At 69.7% G+C, this 16617-nt stretch carries 10 protein-coding genes and 1 pseudogene; 1 reads left to right on the top strand and 10 read right to left on the bottom strand.

From position 1 onward, the window contains the following. Window positions 1-224 precede the first annotated feature (224 nt). The 6 genes and pseudogenes from cysC to bpln_RS37745 all read right to left on the bottom strand — a co-directional run bounded on the left by cysC (window position 225) and on the right by bpln_RS37745 (window position 8111). Window positions 225-737 (bottom strand): adenylyl-sulfate kinase, encoded by a 513-nt coding sequence (gene cysC / locus bpln_RS12945; protein WP_042626693.1) that lies wholly within the window; start codon window positions 735-737, stop codon window positions 225-227. Window positions 738-890: 153 nt separating this feature from the next. Beyond that, a pseudogene (locus tag bpln_RS37750) lies at window positions 891-1430 on the bottom strand (sulfotransferase-like domain-containing protein); the annotation flags it as partial. A 95-nt stretch (window positions 1431-1525) separates the two neighbouring features. After that, complete coding sequence (locus tag bpln_RS12940) at window positions 1526-2515, bottom strand: aldo/keto reductase (protein WP_208459450.1); 990 nt, start codon at window positions 2513-2515, stop codon at window positions 1526-1528. A gap of 43 nt (window positions 2516-2558) precedes the next feature. Then, window positions 2559-5534 (bottom strand): amino acid adenylation domain-containing protein, encoded by a 2976-nt coding sequence (locus tag bpln_RS12935; RefSeq protein ID WP_055138995.1) that lies wholly within the window; start codon window positions 5532-5534, stop codon window positions 2559-2561. A 216-nt stretch (window positions 5535-5750) separates the two neighbouring features. Beyond that, the gene (locus bpln_RS12930) at window positions 5751-6890 is read right to left on the bottom strand and encodes an argininosuccinate synthase domain-containing protein (RefSeq protein ID WP_158512031.1); all 1140 of its coding nucleotides are present in this window, start codon (window positions 6888-6890) and stop codon (window positions 5751-5753) included. Between the two features lie 213 nt (window positions 6891-7103). Beyond that, window positions 7104-8111: a LysE family translocator gene (locus bpln_RS37745; protein ID WP_244131919.1), complete on the bottom strand. Its 1008-nt coding sequence runs from the start codon at window positions 8109-8111 to the stop codon at window positions 7104-7106. 201 nt (window positions 8112-8312) lie between these two features. Between bpln_RS37745 and dinB the strand changes: the two genes are divergently transcribed. Further along, window positions 8313-9560, top strand: coding sequence for a DNA polymerase IV (gene dinB / locus bpln_RS12920; protein WP_148654016.1), 1248 nt, complete (start codon window positions 8313-8315; stop codon window positions 9558-9560). 104 nt (window positions 9561-9664) lie between these two features. Here the strand turns inward: dinB and bpln_RS12915 are convergent, their stop codons facing one another. The 4 genes from bpln_RS12915 to fixL all read right to left on the bottom strand — a co-directional run bounded on the left by bpln_RS12915 (window position 9665) and on the right by fixL (window position 16474). Next, window positions 9665-11752 (bottom strand): M3 family metallopeptidase, encoded by a 2088-nt coding sequence (locus tag bpln_RS12915; RefSeq protein WP_055138994.1) that lies wholly within the window; start codon window positions 11750-11752, stop codon window positions 9665-9667. Between the two features lie 429 nt (window positions 11753-12181). Continuing rightward, on the bottom strand, window positions 12182-13042 hold the full coding sequence (gene folD / locus bpln_RS12910; protein WP_042625495.1) for a bifunctional methylenetetrahydrofolate dehydrogenase/methenyltetrahydrofolate cyclohydrolase FolD: 861 nt from the start codon (window positions 13040-13042) through the stop codon (window positions 12182-12184). Between the two features lie 292 nt (window positions 13043-13334). Then, complete coding sequence (fixJ, locus tag bpln_RS12905) at window positions 13335-13973, bottom strand: oxygen response regulator transcription factor FixJ (RefSeq protein ID WP_042625494.1); 639 nt, start codon at window positions 13971-13973, stop codon at window positions 13335-13337. Then, on the bottom strand, window positions 13970-16474 hold the full coding sequence (gene fixL, locus bpln_RS12900) for an oxygen sensor histidine kinase FixL (protein ID WP_055138993.1): 2505 nt from the start codon (window positions 16472-16474) through the stop codon (window positions 13970-13972). Before fixL ends, fixJ begins: the two co-directional genes overlap by 4 nt. Window positions 16475-16617 lie beyond the last annotated feature (143 nt).

Genomic DNA, 16617 nt, shown 5'->3' with positions numbered 1-16617 from the left:
TGTCGGGCCGCCGAGTATAGGCCCGCGCACGCGTGCGGCGGCGGTACGGTTGCGGCCCGGAGCGACCGGTACGGACGCCGGGGAAGGACCATGACGGTGCCGGCTCGCGGCCCGGGCGCCTGCGTGGATCCGGGCCGGCAGCGAGAAGGTGAGGGCGCGGCCGGGTACGAGAGCCGGCCCGGCCGCGAGCGGCGCCGCGCCGTGACGCGGCGCGGCGCTCCCGGTCAGACGGCCGTGGTCCGACGCTGCCGGCGCAGCTGTCCGGCGATGCGCTCGACCGAGGCGGCCACGTCCTCGTGCGAGGTGTCGACCGTGACGTCGGCCGCGACGGGCTGCTCGTAGGTGTCGGACACGCCCGTGAACTGCGCGAGCTTGCCCTGCATCGCCTTCGCGTACATGCCCTTGGGATCGCGCTCGCGGCAGATGTCGAGCGGCGTGGCGATGAAGGTCTCGACGAAGCCGTCGCCGACGATGCCGCGCGCGAGATCGCGGTGCGCCTGCATCGGCGAGATCGTCGCCACGATCACTACGTAGCCCTCCTGGCGGAACAGCGCCGCCACGTGCGCGAAGCGGCGGATGTTCTCGTTGCGGTCGGCGGCGCTGAAACCGAGGTCGGAGCAGAGCCCGCCGCGCAGCGTGTCGCCGTCGAGGATGATGGTGCGCACGCCGCGCGCCTTCAGCGCCTCGTGCAGTGCCTTCGCGATGGTGCTCTTGCCGGCGCCGGGCAGGCCGGTCATCCAGATCACCGGATGCGCCTGCGCGAGGAACGCGAGGTCGTCGCCGCCGGCGTCGCGATGCAGCCGCTGGATCGCCGCGTAGTCGTCATGCACGGCGGCCAGGAATTCGGCCGGCACCGCCTCGTCGCGCGTCGGCGCGGCGGCGACGAAGCCGGTGCTCTCGGCGGCCGCGCCGTGCCAGTTGCGCGTGCGCCGCCATTCCTGGCGATCCTCGGGCTCCCAGCTCAGCATCGTGTCGCGCCACGGCAGCCCGGCCGCGGCGCAGTAGCGTTCGAGCGTGGCGCGCGGGTCGGCCACCAGCTGCTCGGCGCTGAACGACTGGAACGCGTGGCCCGCCTCGCGCATCGCTTCCATCAGCGCGCGCAGGTGGGCGAAGCCGAAATCGTCGACGCCGGCCGCGGGGCGCATGCGCAGGTGCGAGGCGATCACGGCGCCCGGCTCGCGGATCAGGAAGCTCACGTCGGTGGCGTCGCGCACGAGCGGCGTGTGCACCAGGTCGGCCAGCCGGTTGTCGGAGGTCTCCTTGAGGAACACGCGCGCATGGCGGGCGAGCGCGGCGATGTGCTCGACGATCGCCGGCCGGCTGTCCAGCTCGACGCTGCCGCCGGTGCGGGTCGGCAGCGTGGCGCGGCCGGTGTCGGCGAGGCTGCAGAACGGCTCGTGGATGCAGATGAACTCGCCGCGCGCCGTCATCGCGCGAAAGAACGCGGTCGAGCGTGAGCGCGGCAGCGCGAACAGAATCCACAGGCCGGCGTCCGGCAGGGCCGATTCGGCCGGGGCGGGTTGGCTTATTGCGACCATTCGGTAGGCTCCCTGTCCCAGCGATGGGCTCTGAGGTTGGTGACGAGTTCCGGCGGCAGGGGCCCGGCGGCGGAGGCCGCCAGATTGGCGCTGACGTGCCGCTCCTGGCGCATGCCGGGAATCACCACGGCCACGTCCGGATGGCTCAGGATGAAGCGCAGCGCGAGCCCGGCCATGGTTTCGCCGGCGGGGATCAGCGGGCGCAGCGCGTCGGCGCGATCGACGCTCGCGCGCAGATTCTCCGGCACGAAGTAGCTGTTGCGCCAGTCCCCGTCGGGCCAGCGGCTGTCGTAGGTGAGCGTGCCGGTCAGCGAACCCTCATCGAACGGCACGCGCGCGATCACGGCCACGTCATGCTCGCGGCAGGCGGGGAACAGCTCGTCCTCGGGCGCCTGGTCGAAGATGTTGTGGATCACCTGGACCGCGTCGATCAGGCCCGAGCGCACGGCGCGCAGGCCGTTCCACGGCTCCCAGCGGTTCAGGCTCAGGCCGATCCCCTCCACCAGATCGCGGCCGCGCCATTCGTCGACGATCGCGCGGAACGCGGGATCGTCGGTCCAGCTATCCTCCCAGACGTGGAACTGCATCAGGTCGATGCGATCGACGTTCAGGTTGCGGCGGCTCTGGTCCATCGCCTCGCGCAGGTAGGGCGTCGGGTAGATGTCGTCGAACCGGTCGCCGCGGCGGCTCGGCCAGTTGCGATTGGCCGGCGCGATCTTGGTGGCCACCTTGAAGCCCGCGCCCGGGTGGGCCGCCACGTGTTTCGCCACCATCCGCTCGCTGTGGCCGCGGCCGTAGATCCAGGCGGTGTCGTAGAAGTTGCAGCCGCGGCTCGCGGCCAGCGCGAGACACTGCATCCCGCTCGCGTCGTCGGCGCCGGTCCAGCCGCCTTCCCCGCCCGCGATGCCCCACATGCCGTAACCGACCTCTCCCACCTGCCAACCCAGGCGGCCGAAGCGCCGCTGTCTCATCGTCATGAAATGCTCCCTGGCATAAGTCGTGAATCGTCGTGCGCCGCGCTCATGGCGCGATGACGCTGCTGCGGAATACCCCGAACATCGTGTCCAGCTCGTGCGGCGTGAGCGCGGTCCAGCCCGGCTCGCCGTCGCGCGTCGCGGGCGCGGTGGGGCGCGGTTCGGCGCGCGCCGGCGTGAAGCCGCGCTGCGTCGGCTCGTCGGGCTGGCCGCCGGACGAGAAGATCATCAGGCAGCGCGCGAGATCGGGATGCTGGCTGTCGGCATAGTGCCGCCCGACCGTGTCGAGAAAGCGCGACAGCGAGACCTGCGGAATCTTGCCGAGCACGGCGGCCAGCATGTCGTTGACGCGCAGCTGGGTCGGATGCGCGAGCATGGTGGGGCGTGCCGTGCCGGCGGCCCGGCCGCTGTCGGCGAGCGCGCGGCGCACGACCCAGTCGGCCACCAGCCCGGTGGGCGTGCAGTTCGAGGTGTCCTCGAGTTCGGGCGCGACGCCGGCCAACTGCGCGACGCGGCAGAGGATGCTGAAGCTGGCGAGCGGATTGGCGACCGGGTGCAGCGCGTCGGGCATCATCTCGCCGAGGCGGTGGACCTGCGCGTCGAGCCCGTGCGCGCGCAAGCCGGCGACGATCTGCTCCGAGACCCACTTGGTGCGGCTGTAGCCGTTGCGCAGCGCGGCGAGCATGGCCTCGATCTCGGCGCGGCCCGGCGCGCCGTCCGGCACGACCTCGCGGCCGGTGGCGGCGGCGATGCTCGACAGGTAGACGAAGCGCGCGCCGGCCGCGAGCGCGTAGGCGCCGAGTGCGGCCGTGACGGCCACGTTCGGCTCGTGCAGCTGCCGGTACGACTTCGAGAAGTTCACGTCGGCGGCGGCGTGCAGCACGAGGCGCGGCGCCGGCGGCAGGCGCCGCGACGCATCGGGCGCGCAGAGGTCGAGCGCCACCGCCGTGACGCGGCCGGCCGGCAGGTCCGGCACGAGCGCGGCGAGGCGGGCCGCGGCGGCGCGGTCGTCGGCGGCGCGCACCGGACAGACGATCGGCCCGGCGCCGTGGCGCAGCAGCGCGGCGAGCAGCGCGCGGCCGACGTAGCCGGTCGCGCCGGTCAGCACGATGGCCGTGCCGGACGGCGGCGCGGACCCCGCCGCGCGCGGGCTCGCCGGCCGGCCGAGTCGGGCGATGTCGTGTTCGATGGCGCGCGCCGTATCGGCGTCGTCGCCGGCCTGCGCATCATGCGAGAGCAGCGTGGCGAGCGTGGGCGCCGTGAGGAACGCGGCCAGCGCGAGGCGCCTGCCGGTCAGGCGCTCGGCCTCGAGCAGCAGCTTCAGCGCGCCCAGCGAATCGAGGCCGGCCAGCACCAGGTCGTCGTCGGGGCCGGGCTGCTGGCCGGGCAGGATGCGTCGCAGCGCGGCCTGCAGCGCCTGCCGCATGTCGCTGGACTGGCCAGCCTGGCCTTCTCCGGCTGCGGGCGGGTCGAACGTGCAGTGCGCGGCGATCAGCGCCTTGCCGTCGATCTTCCCCGACACGGTCAGCGGGAACGCATCGAGCTGCCGCAGCAGCGCCGGCACGCTGCTCTTGCCGAGCTTGCGTTCGAGGTGCGCGCGCAACTCCGCCGGCGGCACCTCGGCGCTGGCCGTGTAGAAGCCGGCGAGCCAGGTGCCGTCGTCGCTCCGGACGGGCAGCACCTTGGCCTTGCTGACGTGCGGGAAATCGTACAGGTGATGCTCGATCTCGCCGAGTTCGATCCGCACTCCGGCGATCTTGATCTGGTCGTCGATGCGTCCGTCGAAGTAGAGCAGGCCATCGGCTTCCACGCGCCCGAGATCGCCGGTCCGGTAGACCACCTCCGAGCCGAGCGGCAATCCGGTGTCGCGCCGGAACACGGCCTGCGTGCGCTCGGGCTCGCCGAGGTAGCCGAGGCCCATGCAGGCGCCGCCGATCACGATCTCGCCGATCTGGCCGCGCGGCACCGGGCGCAGCTGTTCGTCCACCACCGCGAGCGCGGTGTTGTCGATCGGCAGGCCGAGCGGCACGGCGGCCTCGCCGCCGCTGAAGGCATGGAACACCATGCCGATCGACGCTTCGGTCGGGCCGTAGGTGTTGACGATGCGCGCCGCCGGCAGCAGCTTCAGCAGATCGCGCAGCAGGTGCGGATCGAGCTTCTCGCCGCCCACCAGGATGTAGCGCAGGCTCGCGAGCTTGTCGAGCTGCTCGCGCGAATTGCGCAGCAGCTGGATCAGCTGTTCGAGGATCGACGGCACGAAGTCGGTCATCACCACGCGCCGCGCCGCGATGGTGTCGAGCGTCGCGTCGAAATCGAGGATGCCGAAGCGTTCGGGGATCGCCACCTCGGCGCCGATCGACAGCGGCCAGAAGATCTGCCAGAGCGAGCTGTCGAACACGTGGCTGGAGTTCTGCAGCACCGCCTCGCCGGGCCGCAGGTCGAAGCGGCGGCTCATGGTGGCGGCGCGGTTGGCGAGGCCGGAATGGATGTTGAGGCAGCACTTGGGCACGCCGGTGCTGCCCGAGGTGAAGAAGCCGTAGGCCAGCGAGCCGCCGTGGCAGGGCTCGGCGTCCGCGATCGAGACGGTCGGCGCGGTGGCCCGCAGCGTCTCGGCGATCGGCACGCAGCGCCAGCCGTCGAGCGCGTCGCCGGCTTCGTCCACCACCAGGATGCCGGTGTCAATGCGCCCGAGCGCGAGGTCGCGGCGCGCCTCGGGGCCGTCCATCGCGAGCGGCGCGAAGGCCCCGCCCGCGGCCCAGATTCCGATCATCGCGGCGATCATGCCGGGGCCGCCGCGCGTGAGCACCGGCACCAGCTGGCCGGGCGCGAGGCCGGCGGCGAGCAGCGCGTCGCGGATCAGGCCGCTTTGCCGGTCGAGCTGCGCGTAGGAGATCCGGCGTTCGCCATACGAGATCGCCACGGCGTCGCGGCGCACGCGGCATTGTGCGGCGATGCTCGGGTAGAGCGAATCGGGGCCGGCATTCTCGATGCGCGGCCCGATCAGGATGCTGTCTTCGTGCATAAGCCCTCTCTCGATTGGATTTGGCGTTCTTATGGGTGCAGGTGTCGGGCGCCCTCGGTCGCGGCGCGGCCTGGCGTGTCGCCGGTGCCGTGGCGCGCGCGCGTGGTCGGCCCGGCTCCCGAGGCCGGCCGCGCAAGTGATGCGCCAGGCCGTGCGGACGCGACCGGTTCGTTCGGCCCGCGCGGCCGGCTCATGGCGCCGCGCCGCCGCGCCGCGTCACTCGCTCCACTGCGTGCCGCCGCCGGCGAAGCGGCGCTCGATGCCGGTATGCGTGGTGCCGGCGTCGATCCGGCGCACGAAGCCGAAACCGCCGCGCAGCGCCACCGTCACCGCGCCCGACAGCGCGCCGCACACCTGCCCGAACTCCGCGCGCCGCGCCACGGCGGACGCGCCGTACCAGAGGCCGGCGTAGGCATCGGCGCAGAGCTGGCGCGACAGCGCGTCGATCCGCTCCAGCTCGGCATTGGTCAGCGCCAGCTCCTGCAGCGCCGCCCAGGCGAGGCCGACCAGCGTGAGCCCGGGCGCCTCGTACACGCCGCGGCACTTGGTGCCCTTCAGGCGCGTTTCCATCACGCCGATCCGGCCGAGGCCGTGCGCGCCCGCGCGCGCGTTGGCCTGCGCGAGCAGCGCGTGCGCGTCGCCGCGCACTTCGCCCACCTGCACGAGATGGCCGTGCTCGAAGTGCAGCGTGAGATCCTCGGCCTGCGCGTCGTCGAACGGCGCGCGCGTCATGACGAACGGCGCGGTGGTCCAGTCGCTGTCGTGGCGCTCGATCGCGGTGCCCTCGTGCGAGATGCCGAGCAGCGAGCCGTCCGACGACCACGCCACCTTGTCCTCGAGCGCGGCGGGCCGCTCGCCGGTCCAGCGCGCGATCGCGTCCACCATGAAGCGGCGCGTGGGGGCTTCCTGGCCGCTGTTCCATTGCGCGAGGCTGGCCTGCACCGACACGGCGGGGCGCAGCTCGGCGAACAGGTTCTGGAAGCGCCGCTGGTCGTTGCCGAACGCCACGCAGCCGTGCGCGACCGCGGCGGCGTCGGGGCGGGCTTCAGCGAGCCAGCGCGAGCAGCCCGAGATCAGGCCGGCCCGCAGCAGCCCGGTGGTATTCCAGTAGCCGGTGCGGTGGCGGGCCTGCGCGCGCGCCGCCTCGAGCCCGATTTCGGCCAGCTCGGCACGAATGTCCTGCCGCGCGAACGGGATCCGGTTTTGCTCGAGATAACGCACGAACGGCTCGGCCAGGGCTTCGTCGCACTGATCCGCGTCCGCGAACCACACCTCGACGGGCTGATCGAGTTCGATCAACCGTCCCGTCACATACCAGCTCGATAAACCACCGCCTGCCAATACGATCGTCGTCATCGAAATTGCCTTGAAGAATCGCGGCGCGCGATGAAATTCATCTGCGCCACGTAATGTCGGGGAGCGTTGCCGGTAAAGCCGAAGCGCCATGCCGCGGGCGTGCGTCATCATTTGCCGCAATGCGGCATGCGTGATCGGGTGGTTTGATTATGTTTTTATTTTGAAGCGGGGCGGCGTGAATCGAAATTGGCCGCCCGATTCAATGGTCACGAATTACTGCCTGAATACCGCCAGTTTGGTGGCGAGCCCGAGAAAGAAAACACCGAGCGTGCGATCGATCCAAGTCGCGGCCTTTTGATTGGCGCGAATCCGGGCGGCCAGCCGGTCGCCGAGCAGGATCAGCGGCGGCTCCACCAGCGCCGCCACCGCGATGATCAGGATGCCGTGGACGGCGAGCTGCAGCGGCACCGGGCCGGCGCCGTCCACCACGAACTGCGGCAGCAGCGCGAGGAAGAAGATCGCGACCTTCGGGTTGAGGATGTCGATGAAGGCGCCCTGGAAAAACACTTCCGAGATGGTGCGCGGCTTGGCCGGTTCGTTGATGTGGAACGCGCCCGCCTTCGACAGCAGCGCCTGGATGCCGAGCCAGGTCAGGTAGGCCACGCCCACCCACTTGACGATCAGGAACATGGTGGCCGACGTGTAGAGGATCGCCGACAGCCCGATCGCCGCGCACGACACGTGGAACAACGCGCCCACCCAGATCCCCAGCATCGCGGCGAAGCCGTGGCGCCGGCCGCTCTTCAGCGTATTGCCGAGGATGAATGCGATATCCGGGCCGGGAGAGATATTGAGCAGAATCGCCATCGTCAAAAAAGCGATCCAGTGAGCGAAATCGTAATTCAGCATGAATTCATCCGTATCCGGTCGAATCTCGATGCGGCAGCGCGTGATGCGCGCCCGCCGGTAAATCCGAAACATTCGACGCGCAATCTCTGCGGACTGCGGCGTGAGCGGCGGCTCGTGGCAGCCCGACAGAGAATAAGCAACCATTTCGGGCGGAGCAACCCTTTCCTTGAAAAATTTCTTCGATTGCTTACCTTTCGTCCTGATCCGTCGATTGTGAAATGAGGCTGTCCCGGCAAATCGGGACAATCGAGTAAATAATGCATGGATAAATGCATTGCCAGACGCCGAATCTGCAATATTGGACGAATTGAATAAGGGTTCGGTATTGAATGCGAATTTGAATGCGAATTCCGGGTAAATCCCGATCGCCATTTTGGTTCGGTCGATTGGCGTCGCCGGTTGGTCTGCCTGATCGAGGCTGCAATCCGAGGCTGCAATTCGTTCGCGCCGCAGGCGTCGGGAAAATTTCGCGTCTGCAACCTTCGGTCCGGCCCGCGCGCGCTTTCACGCGATAATGCCGTTTTGCCCCGCACCGCCACCGTGAGTTCCCCCGCGCCCGCTCCGGATTCCGCCGTGCCGACCGTTTCCGCGGCCGGCACGGGCGCGTTCGTGCGCAAGATCATCCATCTCGACTGCGACTGCTTTTACGCGTCGGTCGAGATGCGCGACGATCCCTCGCTGCTCGGCCGTCCGCTCGCGGTGGGCGGACGGCCCGACCGGCGCGGCGTGATCGCCACCTGCAACTACGACGCGCGGCGCTACGGCGTGCATTCGGCGATGTCGTCGGCGCTGGCGATGCGCAAGTGCCCGGACCTGCTGATCCTGCCGCCGTCGATGGACAAATACCGGATCGCCTCGCGCGCGATCATGGAGATCTATCGCGACTACACGCCCGAGGTCGAACCGCTCTCGCTCGACGAGGCCTATCTCGACGTGAGCCGCACCGGGCGCTGCCACGGCAGCGCGACGCTGATCGCGCGCGAGATCCGCGCGCGCGTGCGCGACACGGTGGGCGTGACGGTGTCGGCCGGGGTCGCGCCGAACAAGTTCGTCGCCAAGATCGCCTCCGACTGGAACAAGCCAGACGGCCTGTTCGTGGTGCGGCCGCACGAGGTGGACGCGTTCGTGGCGGCGCTGCCGGTGCGCAAGCTGTTCGGCGTCGGCCGCGTCACCGCGGGGCGGCTCGAGCGGCTCGGCATCGAGACCTGCGCGCAGCTGCGCGAATGGTCGCTGTTCGACCTGCACCGCGAGTTCGGCGCGTTCGGCCGACGCCTGCACGAGCTGTCCCACGGCATCGACGAGCGCCGCGTGCGCGCCGACCGCGAGCGCAAGTCGGTCAGCGTCGAGACCACCTACGTCCACGATCTCGCCACGCTCGAACAGTGCGCCGCGGAAATGCGCCGGCTGGTGCCGCAGCTCGACGCGCGCATCGAGCGGGCCGGCGCGCGCCGGCTGGTCCGCAAGCTCTACGTGAAGATCCGCTTCGCCGATTTCCAGCGCACCACGGTGGAATGCGTGGCCGACGCGACCGACGTGGAGACCGCCATCGCGCTGCTGGCCAGGGGGCTCATGCGGCGGCCGCAGGCGGTGCGGCTGCTCGGTGTGGGCGTGCGCGTGGACGAGGACACGGCCGAGCGCCACGGCCAGATCGCGTTGTTCGATGACGAGGCGGGCGCGGGCGAGGCAGCGGCGGATGTCAGTGACGACGTGGTCGACACGGCTGACGAGAGCGACGTGACCGACGACGGCAACCAGGGCGAAGCGCCGGCGGACATTGTGGACACGGGCGACCAAGCTCGCGAGAACGACGGCTCCGCATGAAAAAACGGCGCCCGTGTAGCCGGGCGCCGTTCGATAGCGCGGACCATGATAGGCCAGCGGCCCGCGCCGCCCGTCGAACGCGGCGGCGCGGCGCTGGCGTCGCGTCAGTGCGCGGCGGCCGTCATGCCGTTGTGGCGCAGCAGCGCGTCGATTTCCGGCTCGCGGCCGCGGAACGCCTTGAACGAGTCCATCGCGGGCCGGCTGCCGCCGACCTCGAGGATCTCGCGGCGGTAGCGCGTGCCGGTGGCGGCGTCGAGCACCGTGCCGCCAGCCCTGGCCGCTTCCTCGAAGGCCGCGTAGGCGTCGGCCGACAGCACCTCGGCCCACTTGTAGCTGTAGTAGCCGGCCGCGTAGCCGCCCGCGAAGATGTGGCTGAACGTGTTCGGCCAGCGCGAGAACGGCGCCTGCGGGATCACGTGGAAGCGCTCGTTGATCTCGCGCGCGAACTCGACCGCGTTCTGCGCGCCGGCCGGATCGAAATCGACGTGCAGCAGCATGTCGTACATCGAGAACACGATCTGGCGCAGCGTGCCGAGCCCGCTCTGGAAGTTCTTCGCGGCCAGCATCTTGTCGAACAGCTCGCGCGGCAGCGAGGCGCCGGTCTCGACGTGCGACGACATCGACGGCAGCACGTCCCACTCCCAGCAGAAGTTCTCCATGAACTGCGACGGCAGCTCCACGGCGTCCCACTCCACGCCGTTGATCCCCGACACGCCGAGTTCCTCGACGCGCGTGAGCATGTGGTGCAGGCCGTGGCCGAACTCGTGGAACAGCGTGATCACTTCATCGTGCGTGAAGCAGGCGGGCTTGCCGCCGACCGGCGCGGAGAAGTTGCAGGTCAGGTAGGCCACCGGCGTCTGCACCTGCGCGCCGCGCTTCGCGCGCGAGCGCGCGTCGTCCATCCAGGCGCCGCCGCGCTTGCCCTCGCGCGCGTAAAGGTCGAGGTAGAACTGCGCGACCAGCGTGCCGTCCGGGTTCTCGACGCGGAAGAAGCGCACGTCCTGATGCCAGACCGGCGCCTCGTCGCGGCGGATCTTCACGCCGAACAGCGTTTCCGTGACGGTGAACAGGCCCTTCAGCACGGCCGGCTCCGGGAAGTACTGCTTGACCTCGTTCTCCGAGAACGCGTAGCGCTGCTGGCGCAGCTTCTCGGCCGCGTAGGCCACGTCCCACGGCGCCAGCTCGCGCAGCCCGAGCGTGTCGGCCGCGAACGCGCGCAGCTCGTCCCAGTCGCGCTCGGCGTGCGGACGCGCGCGCACCGCGAGATCCTCGAGGAAGGCCGTGACCTGGGCCGGCGATTCGGCCATCTTCGGCGCGAGCGAAACTTCGGCGAAGTTCGCGTAGCCGAGCATCCGGGCCTCCTCGCGGCGCAGCGCGAGCGTGTCGGCGACGATCTTCGTGTTGTCCCATTCGGCCTTGCCGCCGCCGTATTGCGGGCCGAGTTCGGAGGCGCGCGTCACGTAGGCGCGGTACAGCGTCTCGCGCATCGCGCGGTTCTCGGCGTATTGCAGCACCGGGAAGTAGGACGGGAAATGCAGCGTGAACTTCCAGCCGGGCTTGTCCTCGCGCTGCGCGGCTTCGCGCGCGGCCGCGATCGCGTCGTCGGGCAGGCCGCGCAGTTCGTCCTCGGCCTGCGCGTAGTACGCGTAGCCGTTGGTGGCGTCGAGCACGTGGTCCGAGAACGCCTTCGACAGCGCGGCCTGCTGCTCCTGCAGCTCGGCGAAGCGCGGCTTGCGGTCTTCCGGCAGCTCGGCGCCCGACAGGCGGAAGTCGCGCAGCGAGTTGTCGAGGATCTTGCGGCGCTCGGCCGAGAGCGTCGCGTATTCGGCGCCGGCCGCGATCGCCTTGTACTTCTCGTAGAGCGCGAGGTTCTGGCCCACGCTCGACCAGAACTCGGTCACGCGCGGCAGGTTCTCGCCGTAGGCGGCGCGCAGCTCGGGCGTGTCGGCCACCGCGTTCAGGTGGCCGATCACGCCCCAGGCGCGGCCGAGCGGCTCGGTCACGCGCTCGACCGTCTCGACCACGTCGGCCCAGGTGGCCGGCGTGGCCGGATCGGCGGCGCGCGCGACGGCGTCCTCGGCCTGTTCGAGCAGCGTATCGAGGGCGGGTGTCACGTGTGCGGGACGGATCTCCGCGAAGCGGGGCAGGCCGGAGAAATCGAGAAGCGGATTGGCGTTGGCGCTGACGGACATGAGGCTCCCTGCGAGGTCGGATTGCGATGAACGGACGCGGCGGCGATACCGCCGCATGTCGACATTATTGGGGCGGCCCGGCCGGTTTCCAATCGGAAGTTTCTAACGACGCGATTGGCACGGCGCGGGAAGCACGGTGGAGGCGCGAAAAACGGTGGCGGGGCGAGGGGCCGGCGCGCGGCAGGCGCGCATGATGCGGTGGGGCAGGAGCGTGCCGCGATCGAGCCGGCGGGAATCGAAGGCGGCCCGCGGTGCCGGTTGCTCGCCGCGCAAACCACTCCGCGGCCCGGCACGGCGCAGCCGCGCTGCCGCCGCGCGTCACGGATGCCGGACGGGGCCGTCCACGCGTGTCGCGTGGGGCTACTTGAGCGGACCGCACGGCCGCTTGCCTTGCCACCCGCTCGTACGCGCCCGCGCGGCGCGGCGCACTCAGGCCGCCGCGCCGGCCGCGCGTTCGGCGGCCTCGATCGTGTTGATCAGCAGCATCGTGATCGTCATCGGGCCGACGCCGCCCGGCACCGGCGTGACGAAGCCGGCCACCTCGCGGATCGCGTCGAAATCGATGTCGCCGCACAGCTTGCCCGCGTCGTTGCGGTTCATGCCGACGTCGATCACCGTCGCGCCCGGCTTCACCATCTCGGCCGTCAGCACGTTGCGCTTGCCGACCGCGGCCACCACCACGTCGGCGTTGCGCGTGTGGGCGGCCAGGTCGCGCGTCCTGCTGTGGCAGATCGTGACCGTCGCGCCGGCCTCCAGCAGCAGCATCGCCATCGGCTTGCCGACGATATTCGAGCGGCCGATCACCACCGCGTTCGCGCCGGCCAGCTCGATGCCGTGCGCCTCGAACATCTTCATCACGCCGTAGGGCGTGCAGGGGCGGAACAGCGGCTTGCCCGTCATCAGCGCGCCGGCGTTCGCGACGTGGAAGCCGTCCACGTCCTTCTCGGGCGCGATCGCCTCGATCACCTTGTGGCTGTCGATGTGCGGCGGCAGCGGCAGCTGCACGAGGATGCCGTGGATTCGCGGGTCGCGGTTCAGCTCGCCGATACGCGCGAGCAGGTCGGCCTCCGACAGCGTCGCCGGGAACACGTCCTTGTGCGAGAAGAAGCCGTTGTCCTCGCAGGCCTTGATCTTGTTGCGGACGTAGACCTCGCTGGCCGGATTGTCGCCGACCAGCACGACCGCGAGGCCGGGACGATGGCCGCGCGCGGTGAGCGCCGCGGCGCGTTCGGCGGCTTGCGCGCGCAGGGTCTTCGAAAGGGCGTTGCCGTCGATCAGGGTGGCTGTCATGGTGGGATTCGATCCGAATAGGGGAAACCGGCGCGGGCGGTGGGCGGAACACCGCCGCAGCAAAGCACGGAATTATACCCATCGCCTGTCGGCATCCGACATCGATGCCGTGCCGTGCGCCACGGCGGCGTCGGGCGGCTGGTGAGACGAGAGGAGGGGCGAGACAGCGAAAATGGGACCGGTTCCAACGTCGCGCTTGACGCGAGGCGCGACGCCGCGAGCCGGCACCACGCGCGCCGGAAAGCCCGGCGTCGCGCGGTGCGGCCCGATGGAGCGGTTTGGAGGAGGCCGCTTACGCCGGCTTCTTGGACAGCGCCAGACGCAGCAGGTCGGCGACCGTGTTGACGTTGAGCTTTTCCATGATGTTCGCGCGGTGTGCCTCGACGGTCTTGATGCTGATGCCGAGGTCGTCGGCGATCTGCTTGTTGAGGCGGCCGGCGATGATCCGTTCGAGCACCTGCTGTTCGCGCGCGGTCAGCTTCGAGAGCCGCTCGCTCGCGGCGCGCTGCTCCTGCACGCTCTTGCTTTCGTTGCGCGCCTTGTTGAGCATGCGCTCGACCAGGCTGCGCAATTCGGCTTCGTCGAACGGCTTCTCGATGAAGTCCATGGCGCCCTTCTTCATCGTCGAGACCGCCATCGGCACGTCGCCGTGGCCCGTCACGAAGATGATCGGCAGCGCGGCGTTGTCGGCGATCAGGCGCTCCTGCAGTTCGAGCCCGCTCATCCCCGACATCCGCACGTCGAGGATCAGGCACGCGATCTGGCCGACCTGCTGGGCCGGCTGGTACGCGTCGAGAAACTGTTCCGCGCTCGAGAAGCATTGCACGCGATAGCCGTTCGCCTCCAGCAGCCAGCGCAGCGAATCGCGCACGGCCTCGTCATCGTCGACGACAAAGACGGTTTCCTGAGGGGTGGTGACAGGGCTATTCATATCTCTCCCGTAACAGTATGTGATGCCACGCCGCCGCGGCCGTGGTTTTCGGGTGCCCCGATGGGCAGGCTGCAATGGAACGTCGCGCCGGAGACGCGGCCGTCCGCCTCGATGTTGTTGACGACCCAGAGCCGCCCGCGGTGCGACTCGATGATCGATCGACAGATGTTGAGCCCCATGCCCATGCCGTCGGACTTGGTGCTGTAGAACGGTTCGAACAGACGCTCGGCGGTGGCTTCGTCGACACCGGGGCCCTGGTCGATCACGCGGATGTCGACGAAGCCTGCCTCGATGTCGGCCACCACGCGGATCAGGCCGTCGGCCTGCGGATCCTTCACGTCGCCCATCGCCTCGGCGGCGTTCTTCATCAGGTTCATCAGGACCTGCTCGATCAGCACCGGGTCAACATAGATAATAGGCATTCTGGCGCGGATCTCGGTAACGATCCGGATGCGCCGCTTGCGGGCCTCGATTTCGGCGAGCCCGACCGCGTCGGCGACGATGTCGGCCACGCGCGCGGCCTGCCGCTTGGGCTCGCTGCGCTTCACGAACTCGCGGATCCGCTTGACGATCATGCCGGCGCGCAGCGCCTGCTGGGCGGTTTTCTCGAGCGCCGGCAGCAGCGTCTCGGCGGTGCCGCGCCCGCTCTTGACGAGCGCCACGGTGCCCGAGCAGTAGTTGTTGATCGCCGCGAGCGGCTGGTTCAGCTCGTGCGCGATCGACGAGGCCATCTCGCCCATCGTCATCAGCCGGCTCGTGAACTGCAGCTTCTCTTCCTGCTGGTGCGCGAGCTCCTGGGCCTTCTTGCGGGTCGTGATGTCGGTGGCGATCTGCATCTGCGCGAGATGGCCGTCGACCCACTGGATGTATTGACGGCGCACCTCGAACCACTTCTGGATGCTCTCGACGTAGACTTCCTGCGCGTCGGCCGTGCTCTCGGTCAGCGCGGTGGCGGGCAGCCCGGCGAACGCGTCGACCATGTCGATCGAATCCGACGAGGCCTGGGTCGAGTCGAAGCCGCCGCCCGACAGCTCCAGATGGCCGTCGGGGCGGATCCCGAACAGGTGGCGGTAGTAGCGGTTGGCGAACAGCAGCTCGGCCTCGTCGGCGGCCAGCACCGAGACGGCCGCGTCGAGGCTCTCCAGCACCGTGGTGAAGCGCTCGTGCGCGGCGGCCAGTTCCTCGCGCGCGCGTTTCGGCTCGGTGATGTCGGTCATCGACGACATCCACCCGGTCTGGCGGCCCGAGCTGTCGATCAGCGGCGAGACGTAGAGCCGCGCATGGAACATCGAGGCGTCCTTGCGGCGCACCCGCAGCTCGAAGCCCGAGGACGGCGCCTTGCCGCGCAGCGTCATGTCGAGCTGGCGCTGCATTTCCGGATACGCGTCGCGCGGCCAGTACGGGAACGGCGCGACCTTGCCGACCAGGTCGTCCTCGTCCCAGCCCGTCATGCGGCAGAACGCCGGGTTCACGTGGGTGATGCGGCCGTGCATGTCGAGCACGCGCATGCCGATCAGCACCGAATTCTCCATCGCGCGGCGGAAGAACGCCTCCGCGTACAGCGCCTGCTGCGCCTCGAAGCGCTGCCGCGTGTGCTTCCAGAGGCTCCACAGGCTCCAGAGCACGAAGCAGGACAGGCCCGCGACGAGCCAGACGAGCGTGTTGTTCGTCAGGTTCGTCATCTGCGGATACGAATAGACGCGCACCGTCAGGCCCTGGCCGGGCGGGTCGAGCGGCAGGTCGTAGTGGGCGTCGCGCGGCAGCCGCGGGCGCGAGGAGGTGGAGGCCAGCTCGCGGTTGTTGACGTCGGTGATCGAGATCTTGTACTTCGCCGACAGCTCGGGCGGGATGTCGTGCTTGAGGATGCCTTCGACCGAGAACACCGCGGCGATCGAGCCCAGGTACTCGCGGTCGCGCGTGACGGGCGTCTGCAGCGTCACGAAGCCGTTGCCGAAATCGTCGTAGGCTATGGCCGAGTAGGCCTGCCGGCGCGATTCGTGCGCGTCGCGCCAGGCGCCGCGCACGATCTCGGCCATCTGGGCGTCGTTGGGCCGCGCGAGCCGCTGGCCCAGCGCCGGCAGCTGCATGTCGGGCCAGCGCGCCGTGCCGGGCGCGACGTACCAGTTCAGATAGAGGATTTCCGGATGCGCCTGCATCACGTCGCCGACCGCGGACTGGAAGCCGCGCTCGTCGATGCGGCCCAGCGCGAGGTCGCGCGCGAACGCCTGCAGCTGCTCCTGGGCGCTTGTCATCGACAGGCGGATCTGCTGCTGCGCCCAGGCGACGTTGCGATAGAGGGTGTCTTCCTGCTGCTGCTGCTCGCGGCGGTTGAGGCTCCACAAAATGAGGCTCATCACCACCAGGAACACGAGGATCGACAGCAGCGGCGTCAACAGATAGGAATTGGACCACCACGGGCCGTGGTGCCAGCGGGACGGCTGCGAGTCCGCCGAGGCACCGGAGGCTCGCGCCGAGCGTGCGAATAGCCGATCGGTCAACATGGCACGCATTGTAGCTCAGGGCATTGCAGGCCAAACGCGGTGTCGCAATATTGAACCGAAAGCGAAATTTGCCGCACGAAGGCCTTGTAAATAGAGTGCAGCGCAGCATTATTTCGTATTGTGAGAAACAATCTCACAACCCG

The organism is Burkholderia plantarii (genome assembly GCF_001411805.1).
GTDB lineage: Bacteria > Pseudomonadota > Gammaproteobacteria > Burkholderiales > Burkholderiaceae > Burkholderia > Burkholderia plantarii.
The sequence above is the reverse complement of the archived record's forward strand: the minus strand, read 5'-3'. Positions and strand labels throughout refer to the sequence as shown.